Origin of the sequence: Acinetobacter soli, assembly GCF_018139125.1 — a bacterium.
Lineage (GTDB): Bacteria > Pseudomonadota > Gammaproteobacteria > Pseudomonadales > Moraxellaceae > Acinetobacter > Acinetobacter soli.
The window spans coordinates 509,708-530,245 of the sequence record NZ_CP073241.1 but is presented as its reverse complement, the minus strand read 5'-3'; the positions used below and the strand labels follow the sequence as shown (position 1 = coordinate 530,245).

The following is a 20,538-nucleotide window of genomic DNA, read 5'->3' as shown; positions in this document are numbered from 1 at the left end:
TGAGCGTCAGGTGACTTAACGCACCGTGACGCTCACATCTCCTCTCGCACCTGCCACATCTGCGCCACGAAATAAAAGTGGATTGATGGATGAATCGGCAGATGTATTTCTTACTATAGGAATCGGGTTATAGACCAGCTTTCCGGACTGGGTCGCATCGACCGTTTTCTTTTGTTCTTCATGTGGCGACAATGCTACAGATTGAATATTTTGTTTTTTTCGCTCACGACTATATTCTTCTGCGCGTTTTCGATTTTGTTGCTGTTGAACTATTACGGGCTGTTGCACATCTTGCTTCACGGCATCGACCAGCTCTGGTGTGACTGAAGAAGATTGACTGGCCTGTTCTGCAAGTACTGCATCGTTAAGCGGCGCTGCTGCATAGACCATACCCGAGAGCATGCCTAGTGAGCAAAGCACGAGCTGTTTCATTAATATATTCATTTGATTGCATTCCTTGTTCTGATGTCTCGGTATAATTTTTATTCTTTATTTAAGCTAACAACTTTTGGTCTAATCCGCAAGATTCAACGCCTTTAAGCTGATCATCGGCATTAAAAAACCCAAAGCACACGATACTTTGGGTTTTAAATTTCTTATGTCATCGCACGTTTAAAATTTGCTACGATGAAGAAAAATTACAAGATACGTACGGCACCTTTGGCAGCACTGGTGGTATGCATTGCATAAACTTTTAATGCTTTCGATACTTTACGCTTACGCTCTTCCACTGGCTTCCAGCCTTTTTCGTCTTGCACTTTACGACGTGCCGCAAGCGTTTCGTCGTCTACTTTAAGATGCATGCTACGGTTTGGAATATCGATTTCGATCAAATCGCCATCTTCGACCAAACCAATCGCACCGCCTTCTGCTGCTTCTGGTGAAATATGCCCAATCGACAAGCCTGACGAACCACCAGAGAAACGACCATCTGTTATAAGTGCACAGTCTTTACCTAATCCTTTCGATTTAAGGTAGCTGGTTGGATACAGCATTTCCTGCATACCCGGACCACCGCGTGGACCTTCGTAACGAATGACCACCACATCGCCTGCTTTGATTTCATTACCCAAGATCGCTTCGACAGCCGCATCCTGACTTTCAAACACACGTGCCGTACCGTTAAATTTTAAGATCGATTCGTCGACGCCTGCAGTTTTTACAATACAACCATCTAATGCAATGTTGCCATACAATACTGCCAAACCGCCATCTTTAGAAAAAGCGTGTTCAACATTACGGATCACACCGTTTTCACGGTCACCATCGAGTGTAGAATAGTAACGGTTTTGTGAAAAGGCCACTTGAGTAGGAACACCGCCCGGTGAAGAACGGAAAAATTCATATACTTCAGCATCTTCAGTACGGATGATGTCCCACTTATTCAACGCATCCTGTAAAGTTTCTTCGTGTACGGTACTGACAGTGGTATCGAGTAATTTGGCACGATCAAGCTCGCCCAAAATCGACATAATCCCACCTGCACGGTGAACATCTTCCATATGTACATCTTGTTTTGCTGGTGCAACCTTACACAGTACTGGCACTTTACGTGACAAACGATCGATATCGTCCATAGTAAAGTCCACTTCTGCTTCACTTGCAGCCGCCAACAAATGCAATACTGTATTGGTCGAACCACCCATTGCGATATCGAGCGTCATGGCATTTTCATAAGCCGCTTTAGTTGCAATTGAACGCGGTAAAATACGACTATCATTTTGTTCGTAGTAGCGTTTTGCCAGGCTCACAATAAGCTCGCCAGCTTTTAAGAATAACTTTTTACGGTTGGCATGCGTTGCCACAATCGACCCGTTACCAGGCAAAGACAAACCAAGTGCTTCTGTTAAGCAGTTCATTGAATTTGCTGTGAACATTCCCGAGCACGAACCACATGTTGGGCAAGCAGAACGTTCAAACGCTTCGACTTCTTCATCGGTATAGCTTTCATCGGCTGCGACTACCATGGCATCAACCAGATCAATGGCTTTTTCATTGCCGCGGAATTTCACTTTACCCGCTTCCATCGGTCCACCAGACACAAAGACGACTGGAATGTTCAGGCGCATTGCTGCCATGAGCATTCCCGGTGTGATTTTGTCACAGTTCGAAATACAAACCATTGCATCAGCGCAGTGTGCATTGACCATATACTCAACCGAGTCTGCGATCAGATCACGTGATGGCAACGAATACAGCATGCCGTCATGTCCCATGGCAATACCATCATCTACGGCAATGGTATTAAATTCTTTTGCTACACCACCAGCCGCCTGAATCTGCTCTGCCACCATCTGACCCAAATCTTTTAAATGAACATGACCGGGTACAAACTGAGTGAATGAGTTGACGACAGCAATAATCGGTTTTCCAAAATCCTCATCCTTCATTCCTGTTGCACGCCATAATCCACGTGCACCAGCCATATTTCTTCCATGTGTCGATGTTTTAGAACGATAATCAGGCATTTAGGTGTTTCCAACAAGTTGAGCTTGAGAAGAATACTGTATTCTCTCTGGCTGAATGAGACTGTTACGCAAAAGATAACCAGCCGAAATAATGTGACATCATACTACAACTTGTTTTTAACTGAAGAGCCTTAAGGCGATCTTTTTTATATGACTTTTGCTCATGAAGTAAACAAGAAAAGATGAATAATAAAAAAGAGAACATGCGAACATGTTCTCTTTTTTTAAGCTTTAAAAGTGATTAGCTAAGTTTGAGCTTATCAAAATGTAGATCACCCTGATCGCCTTTAATCACAATGTTATCTCCCGCCTGGAATTCGCCGGCCAGTATTTTCTGAGCCAGTGAGTTTTCAACCTGTTGCTGTATAGCACGTTTAAGCGGACGCGCTCCATAGACTGGATCAAAGCCTGCATCGATCAGGATATCAAAGGCATCGTCATCGACAGTCAGTCCAATATCACGCTCGGCCAAACGGGCACGTAAACGATCAAGCTGGATGTCTGCAATACCGCGAATTTGCGATTTTTGTAGCGCATGAAACACCACCAGCTCGTCAATCCGGTTAATAAACTCTGGACGGAAGTGCTGACTCACCGCCGACATCACCACTGCGCGTACCTCCTCATCAGTTGCGCCATCACCGAGCTCACGTACGTCTTGTGAACCAAGGTTTGATGTCATCACGATCACCGTGTTTTTAAAATCGACCACACGCCCTTGAGAGTCGGTCAAACGACCGTCATCGAGCACTTGCAACAAGATATTAAACACATCTGGATGTGCTTTTTCGACCTCGTCAAACAGCACCACACTATATGGTTTACGGCGAACAGCTTCGGTTAATACGCCGCCTTCTTCATAGCCGACATAGCCCGGAGGTGCACCAACCAAACGGCTCACCGAGTGTTTTTCCATGAATTCGCTCATGTCGATACGGATCATGGCGTCGTCACTATCAAACAAAAAGTTTGCCAATGCTTTGGTGAGCTCGGTTTTACCTACACCCGTTGGCCCAAGGAACAAGAACGAGCCACTCGGACGATTAGGGTCTGACAAGCCAGCACGTGAACGACGTACAGCGTTCGATACTGCAATGACAGCTTCATCCTGCCCCACCACGCGATTGTGCAAAAATGTTTCCATTTGCAGCAATTTCTCACGTTCACCTTGTAACATTTTTGACACTGGAATGCCTGTCGCGGCGCTCACCACTTCTGCAATTTCGTTGTCGGTAACTTTATTACGCAGTAGTTTCGGCTCTTCACTTTCTTCAACCACTTCATCTTGCTCGAGCTGCTTTTGCAGTTCAGGAATGACACCATACTGTAAACGCGCAGCTTCTGCCAAATCACCTTCACGTTGCGCTTTTTCAAATGCAATCCGCGCCTGATCGAGTTTCACCTGTGCATCTTTTGTCCCTTCTACTAGGGCTTTTTCTGCACGCCAGATCTCTTCCATGTCGTTATATTCTTTCTCGACACTAGCAATCTGCTCTTCTAGGTAACGAACTTCAGTTTTACTGCCCTGATCTTCGTCCTTTTTCACGGCTTCAAGTTGCATTTTCAACTGAATGATACGGCGCTCCAAACGATCAAGTGCTTCTGGTTTTGAGTCCAGTTCCATCTTGATTCGTGAGGCAGCTTCATCAATCAGATCAATCGCTTTATCTGGCAGTTGACGGTCGGTGATATAGCGATGTGACATTTTTGCCGCCGCAATAATCGCCGAGTCGAGAATTTTGACCCCGTGGTGAACTTCGTAGCGTTCTTTTAACCCACGTAAAATGGCAATAGTGTCTTCCACACTCGGTTCATCGACCAGTACTTTTTGGAAACGACGCTCAAGCGCAGCATCTTTTTCAATGTATTGACGATACTCATCTAGCGTTGTGGCACCCACACAGCGTAACTCGCCGCGTGCCAAGGCAGGTTTGAGCATGTTGCCTGCATCCATGGCACCGTCGGTTTTACCCGCGCCCACCAGCGTGTGGAGTTCATCAATAAACAAAATCACTTGGCCATCTTGTTTGGCCAAATCATTCAAGACCGCTTTTAAGCGCTCTTCAAACTCACCGCGGTATTTGGCACCTGCAAGCAATGATCCAAGATCGAGCGACAATACGCGCTTATTTTTCAAGCTCTCGGGTACTTCACCATTAACGATTCGTTGCGCCAAACCTTCAACGATGGCAGTTTTACCTACGCCCGGCTCACCGATCAGTACGGGGTTGTTTTTGGTACGACGCGACAATACCTGAATGGTACGACGAATTTCATCGTCTCGCCCAATCACAGGATCAAGTTTCCCCGCCAAAGCACGTTCGGTCAGATCAATGGTATATTTATTTAATGAGTCACGCTGATCTTCATGATTATTGCTCATGACTTTGTCATTACCTCGAATAGATTCAATTACTTTACGCAGTGCCTCTGTGGTCACACCCGTACTTTGCAATAAGCTTTTAGTGCTGCCAGTTTCAGTTAAAGCCAGCAATACCCAATCCGTCGATAAAAATTCATCACCCGCTTTTTGTGCGTGTCGATCGGCCAGATTAAGTACCTTAACCGCATCTGGATTCAGATTGACATCACCAGTGGGATTACTAATGGTCGGCGCATCCTTAAGCGCCTGTTCAAGTTTTTGTTTAATTTCAGGTAATCTGGCACCCGACTGCTGTAACAGGCTCAGGTTTGATGGCTCATCCATCAATACCGAAAGAATGTGCAGTGCATCAATCGAGGTATGATCTCGACCGGTTGCCAATGATTGCGCATCTGAAAGTGCCTGCTGGAGGCGATTGGTAAATTTCTCAAAACGCATTCTTGTTATTCCTCATCATCAATTTGCTACTTGACTAATACATGGGAACGTTTTTTAAAATTTCAAATAAATTCTCATATTTTTCATTATCTTATATTCAAAACTTAATTCATATAAGTTGGTTTTAATATGGGTGCTTTTCTAAAAAATTTCAAGTGAATACCGATGCTGTTTTTGTTAACTTCGCTTTCAAAATACAATGATCAGACTTTAAAAAATACCCGAATCTTAAAGCTAACTATACTTCATCCGATTCAGGCGCCTTGTATCATCATGTTATGCTTTTGATATTGGCAGATGATCTGTGGCTTGGCATATGTTTTAACATCTATGTTTTAAATTAAAGAGCTAAGTTGAGATATGCTTAAAATAGGCATCTAAGATACTGTAATGATTAACATCCTTAAGGAGATGCAGTTCGACATGGGTTTGATTCAATCCTTTTAGAGCATGATAAAACTGCTCGCTTTGCCATTTAAGCTCCTGTAGCTCATCTGCACCGCAATATAATTCGCAAGGAGTATTATGGGAGAGCGTGTGTAATGCCGGACTCAATCGCTCGGCATCATCTAGACTCAACTGAAGCGCCTGATTCAGATGCGTATCGCATAAAGGCCGCAGATCGTACAAGCCACTGAGTAGAACAGCTTTTTGTACGAGTGGATGCGTCAGGTTCATGGCTGTCAGGTGAGCGCCAGCAGAGTGTCCCACCACTACAACGTGTTCAGTGATCCAGTCTTGATGTTGTATAAAGTCTAGCGCTTCATGAACTTGTTCAATCATCAAATAGACCGGCACAAGTGGTGCTAATGCATATTCCAACAATACACACTGTATATTTTGCTCATATAGCGCTGGCACAATAAAAGCAAAATCAGACTTTTCACACCACTGCCAGTAGCCACCATGAACAAAAATAACGGTTTTCTGCGCCTGTTTTACAGGAAATACATCCATTATCGCCCGAGGCGAATTGGCATAGCAAATATCGGCCATATGCACATAGTGCTGGTACACCCGCTTACTTCGGTTTTGAAAATCCGCCAAAATGGCGGCTTCACTCGGCACTGTTGTGGCATTGTCGTAAGGTCTGTTCATGGCATCATTCAGAGTTTTTCAATCGAATTTTCTTTATGCGGAAGGTTCATCCGCGCAGGATTTGGTTTGAAATAATAAAAACACACCAGTACCAATATAAAGGGCAATCCGAACTGTAAAGTGGATTTAAACTCTTGGGTAAACCAAGTTGTGAGCGTAATACTGAATATGCTAAGCAAACCGAACCAAGCAATCACACGGCTCATCGGAATACGATATTTCAATGCAGTATTGCTTTTACTCAAACGTGCCCTGAAAAAAAGATGCGTAACGAAAATACTGCCCCAAGTAAAGAGTGCACCAAACATTGATAATGCAATCATGATCGGAAATGCAGACGCAGGATTGAGTGTATACACGACGCTGGCTACCCCAATTCCCATTGCAGAGAGCATCAAGGCATTGAATGGCACCCCTTGAGAACTAATCTTTCCAAATAGTTTTGGGGCATCTCCAGCACGCGATAAGCTAAACAGCATTCGAGTGGAGATATACAGCATACTATTCATAGCCGAAAGCGCCGCAACAATCACAATAAAGTTGAGAATACTGTCGGCAAACGGAATGCCCACAATTTTCATGACCATCACAAAAGGGCTGGTAGCATCTTTTGCGATCAGTGCTGTCCATGGCACCAACGCTACAATTAAAAACAGCGATAACAGATAAAACAGAACCAAACGAATAGCCGTACTTTTAAAGGCATATTTTACTGCTTTTTCAGGATCTGAGGCTTCTCCTGCCGCAACCGCGATCATTTCGATACTTAAATAGCTAAAAATAGAAATGATGACACCAATCCAGACACCCTTAACACCATTGGGCATAAATCCACCTTGACCAATCAGATTGGTCGCCAGTTGATGTCCTGCGTTGTGGCTTTGAGTTAAAATGGAAATTGCGAGAAGAATAAATACCACAATCGCAAAAATCTTAATGGTCGAAAACCAATACTCCACCAACCCAAATGCTTTCACGCTATACGCATTCACCGCAAGTAACGTACCCGAAAAGAAGACAATCCATATCCATGAAGCAACATGCGGAAACCACATTTTCATATAGTCCGCAACCGCAGTAATTTCAGTTCCTACCGCCAGCACAATACACGCCCAATAACTATATCGGACCAGAAATCCAGCCAATGGCCCCATATAGTGCTCGGCATAGGCACCAAATGAACCTGATGTCGGGTGTTGTACCGTCATTTCGGCAAGACAAGCCATTAAGGCAAATGCAATTAATCCACCAATTGCATAACTTAAAATTACTCCTGGACCTGCAAAGCTAATGGCAAACTTACTACCCATAAATAGCCCTGTACCAATTGCACCTCCAATTGCAATCATGCCCATTTGTTTTGCGGTCAATTTCTTGTGTAGTCCCGCTTCACGAGATTGAATTTTTTCAAAACTATCCATAAGGCCCTCCTGGCCTGCGCGTCATATAGAGGTGACCATCAGGTCACTGCTGCCCGCACCAAATATTGTTCATTTTTCCATTCGTTGTTTTGCATGATCTGTTTGAGCTGCTGCACCGCTTGCCAGATATCTTCAAAGCCCACATACAACGGCGTAACTCCAAAGCGCAGCACTTCAGGTTCGCGGTAATCGCCGATCACTCCTCGCGCAATAAGTGCCTGAATAATTTCATAACCATGTGCATGTCGATAACTGACATGGCTGCCACGTTCGGCATGTTCGGTTGGTGTCACCAGCTCAAATCCATAAGCAGCACATTCTTGCTGCATAAGGCGCATAAATAAATCGGTGAGCTTTAGGGATTTCTCACGAATTTTCTCTAAATTGGTTTTTAAGAAAATATCCAGTCCACATTCGATCAGGCTCATGGAGATAATCGGCTGTGTACCACATAAATAACGACGGATATTGTTGGCTGGCTCATAATGCTGTGCCATATCAAAAGGTTTTTGATGCCCCCACCAACCCGACAATGGTTGCCAGAATTTTTGCAAATGCTTTGGATTAACCCATAAGAAAGCGGGCGAACCCGGGCCTCCATTTAAATATTTATAGGTGCAACCAATCGCAAAATCGCTGTTGGTCTCATTTAACGCCATTGGAACCGCACCCACCGAATGACACAAATCCCAGATCACCAATGCGTTATTTGTATGTATTTTCTGATTGATCTCAGCCATATCATACAAATAACCAGTTCGATAATTGACATGAGACAGCACCACTACGGCCACATCAGTGCTGAGTATTTGATTTAAACCCGTCACACCATCAATTAATTCAATGCGATATCCTTGGTTGATCAGATCGATAAATCCTTCAATGATATAAATATCGGTTGGGAAGGATTCTTTTTCTGCCACAATTAATTTACGTTCAGGATGCTGCTCTGCCTGTATTTTGACTGCCGCAGATAACACCTTAAATAGATTCAGCGTTGTGGAGTCCGACACCACCGTTTCATCTGGATTCGCGCCGATGAGCTGCCCCAGTTTATTGCCAAGTCGTATTGGGAGCCCCCACCAGTCGGCCTTGTTCCAGCTATTGATCAAATCTTCGCCCCACTGCTGGCGAATAACATGATCGGCATAGCTCAAGGCTTTTTTTGGCCGCGCACCTAGCGAATTACCGTCGAGATAAATCACACCTTCAGGCAGCGAAAATTCATTACGAAGATGTTTCAGTTCATCTTCGTGATCCCAAAATAAACATTGTTCCAAGGTAATCATTGATTGGTCCATCCGTGTGTAACTGTTCGTTTATTATTCGATTTTAGCACGGCGTTTTTTTTATTTTATTCGATAATCATCAGCATAAATTTCAAATTTTAGGATATTATCCGAGAAATAACGAGTTTATACGGATATAGTTCAAACATGAATTTAGACACAATCGATTTAAAAATACTGGGATTATTACGAGATAATGCACGATTGAGCCATCAAGAACTGGCTGATCTGGTTCATCTTTCAGCATCGGCATGTCATCGGCGGATAAAAATTTTAGAATCTAGCGGAATTATTGAAAAGTATCAGGCAAAACTCAATTATCAGAAATTGGGCATTAAAATTGAAGCGATTGTGGAAATCAAACTGGCTCAATTGACCGAGCACGAGCATAAAGCATTTTTAAATCAAATCGATCAATGTGATGAAGTCATTCATGCCTACATTATTACTGGCGATGCCAATTATGTACTGCATGTGGCCACTAAGGATCTGACCGACTTTTCTCAATTTATCATCAATAAGCTCAATAAGATCAAGGGAATCATGAGCATCAACTCAAAGATCATTCTCGACAAAGTCATTCAGAAAAATCCGATCTAGAGTGATTGAGCTACAACATCAAAAGGCATAAAAAAGCTGACTCAAAGTCAGCATTTTTTATCACTGTTTTTATACTTTGAACGATGTATGCTTATGTCGCTTCAATGATCTCAAAGTCGTGGGTAATTTCAACTCCCCCATCGGTCAGCATTTTACTTGCAGAACAATATTTCTCTGCAGAAAGTTCGATGGCTTTGGCCACTTGCTTTTCTTTGACCGCTTTGCCAGTGACCACAAAATGTAAATGGATTTTGGTGAATACAGCAGGAATGGTGTCTGCTCGCTCAGCTTTCAGCTCACACACGACATCTGTCACATCTTGACGCGCTTTCTTTAAAATAGTCACAATATCAAACGAAGCACACCCACCAAGTCCCATTAAAATCAATTCCATAGGACGTGGACCACGGTTTTCACCCCCATAAGCGGCAGAGCCGTCCATGGTCACAGAATGGCCACTTTCGGATTTTGCTTCGAAGGCGACATTCTCTAACCAATGTACACTTGTTTGCATTGCAACTCCTTAAAAAAAGCTATAAATTTACAGTATAGCTGTACACTAGCATAAAATGGGTTGAGAAGGAATTTCATCTCCCGTGTATGAATACACTCATTTGAGTCTTGTGCGATCTTATTATCCTCTTTGGAAACTTTAGTAATGACATCAAATTTCTCACAACTTAGTACAGATGCTCTATCACCTGGTCAGTTACCTGAATCAGTCAAAGCACTATTAAAAAGAGCAAACATCAATCGTTATCCTAAACGTACCACGATCGTTGATGCAGGTTCAGAATCTAAGTCTTTATATTTGATTTTAAAAGGTTCAGTTTCCATTATTTTACGTGAAGATGACGAGCGTGAAATCGTTGTGGCTTATCTCAATCCAGGCGACTTCTTTGGCGAGATGGGACTGTTCGAATCGAACCCACAACGTACAGCAGAAGTAAGAACGCGTGATGTATGTGAAATTGCTGAAATCTCTTACGATAATTTTCATGAACTCAGCAAGCAATTTCCAGACTTAAGTTATGCGGTTTTTGCTCAGTTGGTGCGTCGCCTGAAAAATACCACGCGTAAGGTGACCGATCTTGCGTTTATCGATGTTTCGGGCCGTATTGCACGTTGCCTCATCGATCTTGCGAGCCAGCCAGAAGCCATGATTTTACCGAATGGTCGTCAGATTCGAATCACACGCCAGGAAATTGGCCGCATTGTTGGTTGTTCTCGTGAAATGGTAGGTCGTGTTTTAAAAACGCTTGAAGAGCAAGGCATGATTGAAACCGATGGTAAGGCAATCCTGATTTTTGATGCTTCTTTAGAAGCACAAAATTATCACGATGATGAAACTGATGACGAATAAGTTTTTCTAAATACCAAAAAGCAAACCTCAGGGTTTGCTTTTTTTACAGCCCTAAATGCACAACAATACGAAAAACTGACATTTATAGCTCTAATTATGCTTTAAGTTAATTCAAATCTTATCAATTCATGCATGACATGACTCACATTAAGGGAATACTTAGTATGCAATTTAATCGACTCGGTCACAGTGATATAAAGGTACCTGAAATTTGTTTAGGCACCATGACCTTTGGCGAACAAAACTCCCAGCAAGAGGCCTTTGAACAGCTCCATTATGCGCTCGAACAAGGGATCAATTTTTGGGATACCGCAGAAATGTATTCGGTTCCACCTAAGCCTGAAACCTACGGCGCCACAGAAAAAATTTTAGGACAATGGTTTGCACAGCATGGTCGGCGCGATCAGATATTTTTAGCATCGAAAATTGCGGGGCCAGCCTTTGGGGGAAGTCACATCCGTGAAGGAGAAACGCGTTTTGGTCAACATATTTCCGAAGCACTCGACCTATCCTTAAAACGTCTCCACACAGATTATATCGATTTGTATCAGTTGCACTGGCCAGAACGTAATACCAACTTTTTTGGCACATTAGGTTATGCAAACGCACAAGCAGAGGCCGAGTACGATGTACAGGCCATGCATGACACCTTAATTGCGCTGCAAAAAGAAATCCAAAATGGTCGAATTCGTTATATTGGTTTATCGAATGAAACCCCTTGGGGCACCATGAAGTTTTTATCACTGGCAAAAGAGCTGGGTGTAGATCGTTTTGTGAGTATTCAAAACCCGTATAATCTGCTAAACCGAACCTATGAAGTGGGCATGTCGGAAATTGCCAGATATGAAGGCATTGGGCTATTGGCCTACTCGCCATTGGCTTTTGGTTATTTAACCGGTAAGTTCAGACATGGCGCACGCCCAGCCAATGCACGCGTCACGCTTTTTCCGCGCTTTACCCGCTACAGTAACCCTCAAAGCGAATGGGCCACCGAGCGCTATGCACAATTGGCAGAACAACATGGCCTAACTCTAACTCAACTGGCACTGGCCTTTATCAAACAGCAATTCTTTGTAACCAGCACCATCATTGGTGCCACCAGTCTTGATCAGTTAAAAGAAAATATTGCTGCGTTTGATCTCACACTCGATCCAGCGCTGTTACAAGAAATTGAAAAGATCCATATTCAACAACCTAACCCTGCGCCTTAAGCTGAACAGACAAAAAAAAGGGATGCGATGGCATCCCTTTTTTCATCATTTTATTAACGGCGGTTGTTATAAACAGCCATTGCAGCAGGTAAATTCTTGCGCATTTCGCCAATACGCTGTGAATTTGAAGGGTGAGTCGATAGGAATGACGGACCACCTGCACCTTCGAGTTTATTCATTTTTTCCCACAATGTAATTGCAGCCTGCGGGTTATAACCTGATTTGGCCATGAGCATGAGGCCACCGTAATCGGCACGTGTTTCCAAATTACGAGAGTACGGTAGACCTACACCGACCTGACTGCCTAAATCGAGTGCAGCAGAGCCAAACTGACCAATACTGTCACCCGCATAGGCTTTGCCTAAATTCAGCGCTAAGCCAGTAAGATTTTGAGCACCAAGCTTACTTTTTGCATGCTCTTCTAAGGCGTGGGTCATTTCATGTCCCATTACGGCAGCAATTTCGTTGTCAGACAAATTAAGCTTATTGACAATTCCAGTATAAAACACAACTTTGCCGCCTGGCGCTACATATGCATTAATGGTATCCGACTTGATCACCGCCAGTTGCCATTGGAACGGCTGACCTGTCTGATTCATCTGGTTGGCATATGGAATCATACGCTGCATTACAGTATTAATACGTCGATAGGTCGATGAACTGGTATCGAGTATGCCTTTTTGCTGTGCTTCTTGTCGCATTTGCGAGAAACTTTGCGCTGCACTGGCATTTAAGGTCGCAGAATCTGTGCCTGAAAATTCACCTAAAGACGCACATCCAGAAAGTGAGATGGCTGTGGCCGCGCAAAAACCCATTAAAAATTTATTATTCATCGTTTTACTCCAGAACGCGACATGAACGAGTGTATGTCTCTGTTTTCGGGTGCATTATATTTAAAACATATCGAAGAATTGAGAAAACATCATAGGATTTATGTAACCAGTGTGATTAAACCACTACAAAGTACACCCAAGAGGCCAAACAACATAAGTCCACCACAAAGTAAAACTTCGATAATGGTTTGATTTTATCATCGAGTAGCACATTGTTGCGCTTGACCAGCAAATAGCTATTTTGAATGAGCACAACAGGAACCAACACACAGGCGATAATTACGGTCAGACCAATAAATGCAGTTAAAACTAAATCGGGATTCTGGGTTTGAATGCGTGCAATCCACATGCCGATGGTGGGTGCACCGCCAATTGCAAACAATAATGAATAAAAAATAGTTTGTGCAATATTGGGCAAAATTTTCATTGATGGATTCTGCTTCTGTTCATCTTTAATGGTTGTTTTTATTTTAACAATATCCAAAAGAAAAGCTCCCTTAAGGAGCTTTTCTTTAGTCGTAGGTCACTGCATTTTCTTATGCAGAAAATGGATGACGCAATACGATCGTCTCTGCACGGTCTGGACCCGTCGAGATAATGTCGATTGGACAACCAATCAGTTGCTCAATACGTTTTACGTAGGCAATTGCATTGGCAGGTAACTGATCTACGCTGGTTAGACCCACTGTAGATTCCGTCCAGCCCGGCATGCTTTCATAGATAGGTTTTAAGCTTTCAAATGAGATCGCATCTGAAGAACCTGCACAGCCTGAATCTGTATTTTCATAACCCACACAGATCTTCACTTCTTCTAAACCGTCTAAAACGTCGAGTTTAGTCAAGCAAATACCAGAAAGTGAGTTTACATCAACCGAACGACGCAAAATTTCTGCATCGAACCAGCCACAACGACGCTGACGACCAGTTGATGCACCAAATTCGTGACCCACAGTACCCAAGTGCTTACCAACTGCATCACCTTCATCGGTCGCTGCATTGTAAACCAATTCCGTTGGAAACGGACCAGAACCCACACGCGTGGTATATGCTTTGGTAATACCAAGCACATAGTCAAGGTGCAATGGCCCCATACCCGAACCAGAACTCACACCACCTGCTGTAGTGTTTGAGCTGGTAACAAACGGATATGTACCATGGTCGATATCAAGCAATGAACCTTGCGCACCTTCAAACATGATCGCTTTACCTTCTTTGCGGTAATCATGTAGAACTTTGGTGACATCAATGACAAGTGGTGCCAAAACTTCGCGCCATTCGTTGCATAATGCAAGTACATCTTCAAACTTCACTTCTTCTACACCGTAGAATTGAGTGAGCTGGAAGTTGTGTAGCTCAAGCATTTCTTGAAGTTTTTCTTCAAGTGCTGCACCACCACGAACCAAATCGGCAACACGTACTGCACGGCGCGCGACCTTATCTTCGTACGCTGGACCAATACCACGACCTGTTGTCCCGATTTTGGCATTGCCGCGCTTTTTCTCACGCGCTTGGTCAAGAGCAATGTGGTTTGGCAAAATAAGTGGACAGTTTGGAGAAATACGTAAACGTTCCTTCACAGGTACGCCTTCTTCTTCCAAAATTGCCATTTCTTTAATTAATGCAGCAGGCGAAAGTACCACGCCATTTCCAATTAAGCACAACACGTTTTCACGTAAAATGCCTGATGGAATGAGGTGCAATACAGTTTTCTTTCCACCTACGACAAGAGTATGCCCTGCATTGTGCCCGCCTTGATAACGTACGACTGCAGCCGCCTGATCTGTGAGCAGGTCGACGATCTTACCTTTACCTTCGTCGCCCCATTGGGTACCGAGTACCACAACATTTTTGCCCATAATAGCCTCATTACATCATGCTGTTAAAATTGAACATTTATTTGCCTTGCATGCTTGGCAAACAAACACTTAAATCTTGTGAATTGTCCATTGTGCTTGCGCAAACACCATCTGATGCGTTGCATAAGGTACTGAACTTAAATCGTCGTTGCCAAGCAGTTGAATCACGCGTAATCCATTCTGACGTGCCTGTGCAATTGCAGCTTGTAACGCTGGTTCTTGTCCAGCAGGTGCCACCACAATGTCGATCTCTTTGAACTGCCCGCCACACAGTGCGTATAAGTCACAACTAAAACCTGTCGCAGGACGTGCGCGACCAAAGTGCTCACCAATGCCATCATAGCGCCCGCCTTGTGCAAGCGGTGCCGCACGATTCGGTGCGTAAACAGCATACATGAGGCCTGTGTGATAGTGGTAACTGCGTAGTTCAACGACATCAATGCCAATATGTAAATTTGGCCAGCGCGTTTGAATTTGTGTCAGTGTGGTTTTTAAATCATGCAGTGCACGGCAAAACGCGATGTCACTTAACACATCTTGGCTTAAATGCTGCTCAAGCGCATTTAAGTCACTTGCATAACGTCCGAGTGCATAAAAATCCGAACCAAACGGCAGTGTTTTCGTCACTTGCTCAAGCTCCGGCAATGCCTTGCGTTGATACAAGTCAGATAAATCCTGTTCGGTTTGCTTGTTTAGGCCAGCACGTTTAACCAGACTACGAAACAGTCCAACATGTCCAAGATCTAGATGTAGACCATCCAGCTTTATAGCGTGCTGAATCAGTCCAAGCATCACATCGACCATTTCGATGTCTGCTTCTAGGCTTTCATGACCATAGAGCTCTGCACCGAGTTGTAATGGTGCACGCGTGGAATTGAAATTCTGTGGTTTTGTATGTAAGACCGTGCCCGCATAGCAATAGCGCGCTACACCGTCGATTGAGCGAACATGGGCATCAATACGTGCCACTTGTGGGGTCATGTCTGCACGAACACCCAGCAACCGCCCAGAAAGCTGATCGATCACCTTAAAAGTGACCAAATCAAGGTCATTGTTAGACTCTGATAATAAAGACAAAGATTCGATATATTCGATAAATGGTGTATATACCAGTTGATAACCTCGGGATGCGAGGAAATCGAGAGCTTGTCGGCGAAGTGTTTCGATTACTTGCGCTTGTTCGGGTAATACATCTGCAACCCCGTCAGGGAGCAACCATGTCTCTGAAATCGGCATGTTTCAAACCTAAAATCTGTTTAAGGCGGCATATAACCCGCATAAAAAAATCGGGAACACACCCGATTTCTCCTAGTCTAGCACGATACTTTCACGCATGCACCTGAGAATTTTAGGATTTATTACATATCCACAAATTTAATTCTGTTTCAGGTGCTTAAGCCTCAACCATGGAAGGATTCGCACAAATCGAGCAACCGATTTGCATAGCCCCACTCGTTATCGTACCACGCAAAAACCTTGGCCTGACGCCCTACTACAAGTGTCTGGGTTAAATCCACAATCAATGAGTAAGGTGAATGATTAAAATCACTCGATACGAGCGGCTCGTCGGTAACGGCCATGATTTCGGCATAGTCGAGGCGCGCAGCATTACTGAGTACCTCATTTAAATGATGCACCGTAACCGCAGATTGTGCCACAAAACTCAGATCAATCGCGGCAACATTGATGGTTGGAACACGAATCGAATACCCTTCTATACGGTCTTCCATTTTAGGCAAAACACGCTTTAATGCACCCAAGGCACTCGATGTGGTCGGAATAATATTTTGACCCGATGCACGTGCCCGACGTAAGTCCCGGTGTGCATGATCCAAAACAGCCTGATCGGCAGTGACAGCATGTATTTCGGTCATTAGTGCTGTTTCGATGCCAAATGCATCATCGATAATCTTGACCAAGGGAACCAACGCCTGCGTGGTACAGGACACACTGGAAATGATTCGATCTGTTGGTTTTACATCGGCGTGGTTGACACCGTATACAATCGCTGCATCGACTTTATCGAATGGCGCTGCACCGATAATCACACGTTTTGCCCCAGCGCCCAAATGCCGAATAGCATCGGCATGTGATCTAAACAATCCGGTACATTCTAGTACAACATCCACATCAAGCGCTTTCCAAGGCAGATTTTCAGGTGCTTCTTCACGATACACCTGTACTTTGAGTGTTCGCCCATGCGCCTGAATCGACAAATAAACCTGCTCATTTTCAATTTCGATGGCAACCTGACCATGAAAAGGTCCATGCGTGGTATCGTACTTAAATAGATGCGCGAGTGTTTTCACATCGGCTACATCATTTAATGCCACAATTTCAAAGTTAAACGACTTCGGATTTTCGAACCAAGCACGCAGAACATTTCGACCAATTCGACCAAAACCATTAATGGCAATACGTTGCATGGTAAATCCTTGACACGCCCAAACTTAAACTGCATCTATGGTAATGGATTGACCCGATTGAAGATAGCCTTCCACTGTGCTTAAACGCTGCTTTATTATTTTTTAACCGGCCATGTTGATGTCTGATTTTAGAGTTAAAAGCGAATATCAAAAATAGATGCACATTTTTCAAACAAATAGATTGCTATACAAAGCGAGGCAATTTTGTATCAATTGATTGAAAAATAACTCTTATCTTGAGTTAGAGAATTTAAGACGCACAGTTCAGGGGTTAAATTGCACAGTTTTGTCATCATTTCTCTTTAAAATCATTGGTCGAATAGGTATTTTCCGTTATAATTTAGCGCTTTTAACATTTATGCCACGCCGCAATTTAGTGCTTGTTTAAAATCAATGATCAATACAAATTGCGTGCATATAGCCTATTAAGAATTTATGGAGTGACTTGGTTGTGAGTACTCGTTTTATGACATCAGCTGAAATCCGTGAAGCGTTTTTGCGTTATTTTGAATCGCAAGGCCACACACGCGTTGAATCGAGCTCACTTGTCCCAGCCAATGATCCAACACTTCTTTTTACCAATGCCGGAATGAACCAGTTTAAAGACTGCTTTTTGGGCCTTGAAAAACGTGATTATGTTCGTGCTACGTCGTCACAAAAGTGTGTCCGTGCAGGCGGCAAGCACAATGACCTCGATAACGTAGGTTATACCGCACGCCATCACACCTTTTTTGAAATGCTCGGCAACTTTTCATTTGGTGATTATTTCAAGCGTGATGCACTGCATTTTGCATGGGATTTTCTGACCAGCGAGCAATGGTTAGGCCTACCAAAAGACAAACTGTATGTGACGGTTTATCACACCGATGATGAAGCCTACGACATCTGGAATAAAGACATCGGTATTGCAGCTGAGCGTATTATTCGTATCGGCGACAACAAAGGTGAAAAGTACGCCTCAGACAACTTCTGGGCCATGGGCGATACAGGCCCTTGTGGTCCTTGCTCAGAAATTTTCTATGATCATGGCGATCATATTTGGGGTGGTTTACCGGGTTCTCCAGAAGAAGATGGCGATCGTTTCATCGAAATCTGGAATAACGTCTTCATGCAGTTTAACCGTACCGCCGATGGTGTTTTACATCCGCTCCCAGCACCTGCGGTTGATACTGGCATGGGCCTTGAGCGAATCAGTGCAGTATTACAACATGTCAACTCCAACTACGACATCGACCTGTTTCAGCATTTGATCAAATCTGCCTGCGAGATTATTGGTGTTGAAGATAACGGCCAACCGTCATTACGTGTGGTTGCCGATCACGCCCGCTCTTGCTGCTTCCTGATTGCAGATGGTGTAAATCCATCAAATGAAGGCCGTGGTTATGTATTGCGTCGTATCATTCGTCGTGCAGTTCGCCATGGTAATAAATTGGGTGCAACAGGCTCGTTCTTCCATAAAATGCTACAGCCATTGATCGATGTGATGGGCGATGCTTATCCACAGCTCAAAACCGATCAAGCACGCATCGAAGCCACACTCCTTAAAGAAGAAGAACAATTTGCCAAAACACTTGAGCAAGGTCTTAAATTACTTGAAGGCGAACTTGCTCAGCTTTCTGGCAAAGTGATTCCAGGCGAAACCGTTTTCAAACTATACGACACCTATGGTTTCCCAACAGATTTAACCGCAGATATCGCACGCGAACGTGACCTTGAAATCGATCAAATTGGTTTCGAGCGCGAAATGGAAGCACAGCGTCGCCGCGCACGTGATGCGGGCAAGTTTGCAGTCGACTACAACAGCATTGTGAAAGTTGATGGCGAAACTCAATTTGATGGTTATGATGCAACTTCGGGTCATGGCCAGATTATTGCCATCTATAAAGATGGTGAACAGGTTGACGAAATTGCAGAAGGTGATGAGGCCTTAATCGTGCTGAATCAGACACCATTTTATGCTGAAAGTGGCGGCCAAATCGGTGATACCGGTATTTTCAAAAACGATACCGGTATCTTTGAAGTACAAGACACTAAAAAATCTGGTGGTGCCTTTGTTCATCAAGGTATTGTTACCATGGGTAGCCTTAAAGCCACTCAACAAGTTGATGCGATTGTTAAAGCAGATTTGCGTGCTGCAACGGCCCGCAATCACTCTGCTACGCACTTGTTACACGCGGCCCTTCGTCAAATTTTAGGTACGCATGTACAGCAAAAAGGCTCTTTGGTTGCAAGCGATATCCTGCGTTTTGACTTTGCCAATGATCAACCTGTGAGTTTTGAACAATTACAGCAAGTTGAACAACTGGTTAATCGTGAAATTATTGCCAATACTGCTGTCGGTGTTGAAGTACTCGATATCGAATCTGCCAAAGCCAAAGGCGCGATGATGCTTTTTGGTGAAAAGTATGGCGATGAAGTGCGCGTACTTTCAATGGGTTCGGTGATTGACGAGCGCAACTTCTCGATTGAACTCTGTGGTGGTATCCATGTACAGCGTACAGGCGATATCGGCTTGTTTAAGATTACATCTGAAGGCGGTGTGGCTGCCGGTGTACGTCGTATTGAGGCGGTTACAGGCACCAAGGCACTTGAAGTTATTCAAAAAGCAGACACTGATATTCAGCAAATTAATAGCTTACTAAAAGCTCAAAAAGATCAAACTGTTGAACGTGTTCACGCTGCTGTCGAACAAGCATCAGCATTGCAAAAGCAAATTGAACAGCTTAACCAAAAGTTAGCAAACTTCCAGGCGGCTGAACTTTTAAGCCAAGTTCAGACCGTAGCAGGTCGTTCGACACTGATCACCACTGTACAGAATATGGATGCGAAATCACTTCGCAACTTACATGACAGTGTGAAATCAAAATTAGAGGATGCAGTAATTGTATTGGCTGGAGTTGAAGGCGACAAAGTGAGCCTAATTGCCTCTGTTGCCAAACAGTTCACTGCCAATCTAAAAGCAGGCGATATCATTAAGCATCTTGCAACCGAACTAGGCGGCAAAGGCGGTGGTAAACCTGACTTAGCACAAGGTGGCGCGCCACTAAACGAGAAGTTTGAGCAAGTGATTGCAGCATTACCTGCATGGCTTGAACAGCACTAAAACTTCACTTTTGTGTAACTGACCCTGAATAAGCCTCTCAGGGTCATGG

The 20,538-nt window shown here is 43.9% G+C and carries 16 protein-coding genes; 4 read left to right on the top strand and 12 right to left on the bottom strand.

Annotated features, from left to right (window positions below; translation table 11 throughout):
* Positions 1–15 precede the first annotated feature (15 nt).
* The 6 genes from KCV09_RS02325 to kynU form a co-directional block, all read right to left on the bottom strand.
* A complete protein-coding gene (locus KCV09_RS02325; RefSeq protein WP_151815950.1) occupies positions 16–444 on the bottom strand; it encodes a hypothetical protein in 429 nt (142 codons plus the stop codon).
* 194 nt (positions 445–638) lie between these two features.
* Positions 639–2,468, bottom strand: coding sequence for a dihydroxy-acid dehydratase (gene ilvD / locus KCV09_RS02320; protein ID WP_151815949.1), 1,830 nt, complete (start codon positions 2,466–2,468; stop codon positions 639–641).
* A gap of 241 nt (positions 2,469–2,709) precedes the next feature.
* Complete coding sequence (gene clpB, locus KCV09_RS02315) at positions 2,710–5,289, bottom strand: ATP-dependent chaperone ClpB (RefSeq protein ID WP_104124739.1); 2,580 nt, start codon at positions 5,287–5,289, stop codon at positions 2,710–2,712.
* Between the two features lie 348 nt (positions 5,290–5,637).
* Complete coding sequence (locus KCV09_RS02310) at positions 5,638–6,387, bottom strand: alpha/beta hydrolase (RefSeq protein ID WP_151815715.1); 750 nt, start codon at positions 6,385–6,387, stop codon at positions 5,638–5,640.
* Between the two features lie 8 nt (positions 6,388–6,395).
* Positions 6,396–7,808: an amino acid permease gene (locus KCV09_RS02305; RefSeq protein WP_076032729.1), complete on the bottom strand. Its 1,413-nt coding sequence runs from the start codon at positions 7,806–7,808 to the stop codon at positions 6,396–6,398.
* A gap of 38 nt (positions 7,809–7,846) precedes the next feature.
* Entirely contained in the window at positions 7,847–9,097 is a 1,251-nt protein-coding gene (kynU, locus tag KCV09_RS02300; RefSeq protein WP_076032730.1) for a kynureninase, read from the bottom strand.
* Positions 9,098–9,244: 147 nt separating this feature from the next.
* On the opposite strand from kynU, the gene gigD reads away from it, so the two are divergent.
* Positions 9,245–9,697: an Lrp/AsnC family transcriptional regulator GigD gene (gene gigD / locus KCV09_RS02295; protein ID WP_212515470.1), complete on the top strand. Its 453-nt coding sequence runs from the start codon at positions 9,245–9,247 to the stop codon at positions 9,695–9,697.
* Between the two features lie 91 nt (positions 9,698–9,788).
* On the opposite strand, the gene KCV09_RS02290 is transcribed toward gigD, so the two are convergent.
* A complete protein-coding gene (locus KCV09_RS02290) occupies positions 9,789–10,211 on the bottom strand; it encodes an OsmC family protein (RefSeq protein ID WP_004936595.1) in 423 nt (140 codons plus the stop codon).
* A 144-nt stretch (positions 10,212–10,355) separates the two neighbouring features.
* Here KCV09_RS02290 and crp point away from each other — a divergent pair, with 144 nt between their 5' ends.
* Positions 10,356–11,060, top strand: a complete 705-nt coding sequence (crp, locus tag KCV09_RS02285; protein ID WP_004936591.1) for a cAMP-activated global transcriptional regulator CRP — start codon at positions 10,356–10,358, stop codon at positions 11,058–11,060.
* A 164-nt stretch (positions 11,061–11,224) separates the two neighbouring features.
* Entirely contained in the window at positions 11,225–12,271 is a 1,047-nt protein-coding gene (locus tag KCV09_RS02280) for an NADP(H)-dependent aldo-keto reductase (protein WP_151815714.1), read from the top strand.
* Positions 12,272–12,324: 53 nt separating this feature from the next.
* On the opposite strand, the gene KCV09_RS02275 is transcribed toward KCV09_RS02280, so the two are convergent.
* From KCV09_RS02275 to KCV09_RS02255, 5 genes are all read right to left on the bottom strand, one after another.
* The gene (locus tag KCV09_RS02275; RefSeq protein ID WP_004936586.1) at positions 12,325–13,104 is read right to left on the bottom strand and encodes a M48 family metallopeptidase; all 780 of its coding nucleotides are present in this window, start codon (positions 13,102–13,104) and stop codon (positions 12,325–12,327) included.
* Positions 13,105–13,219: 115 nt separating this feature from the next.
* Positions 13,220–13,531 (bottom strand): hypothetical protein, encoded by a 312-nt coding sequence (locus tag KCV09_RS02270; protein WP_212515745.1) that lies wholly within the window; start codon positions 13,529–13,531, stop codon positions 13,220–13,222.
* 109 nt (positions 13,532–13,640) lie between these two features.
* The gene (locus tag KCV09_RS02265; RefSeq protein WP_004936582.1) at positions 13,641–14,960 is read right to left on the bottom strand and encodes an adenylosuccinate synthase; all 1,320 of its coding nucleotides are present in this window, start codon (positions 14,958–14,960) and stop codon (positions 13,641–13,643) included.
* Between the two features lie 69 nt (positions 14,961–15,029).
* The gene (locus tag KCV09_RS02260) at positions 15,030–16,196 is read right to left on the bottom strand and encodes an ATP phosphoribosyltransferase regulatory subunit (protein ID WP_151815712.1); all 1,167 of its coding nucleotides are present in this window, start codon (positions 16,194–16,196) and stop codon (positions 15,030–15,032) included.
* Positions 16,197–16,360: 164 nt separating this feature from the next.
* Complete coding sequence (locus KCV09_RS02255; protein WP_076032736.1) at positions 16,361–17,386, bottom strand: type I glyceraldehyde-3-phosphate dehydrogenase; 1,026 nt, start codon at positions 17,384–17,386, stop codon at positions 16,361–16,363.
* A gap of 466 nt (positions 17,387–17,852) precedes the next feature.
* Between KCV09_RS02255 and alaS the strand changes: the two genes are divergently transcribed.
* A complete protein-coding gene (alaS, locus tag KCV09_RS02250) occupies positions 17,853–20,489 on the top strand; it encodes an alanine--tRNA ligase (protein WP_119025804.1) in 2,637 nt (878 codons plus the stop codon).
* Positions 20,490–20,538 lie beyond the last annotated feature (49 nt).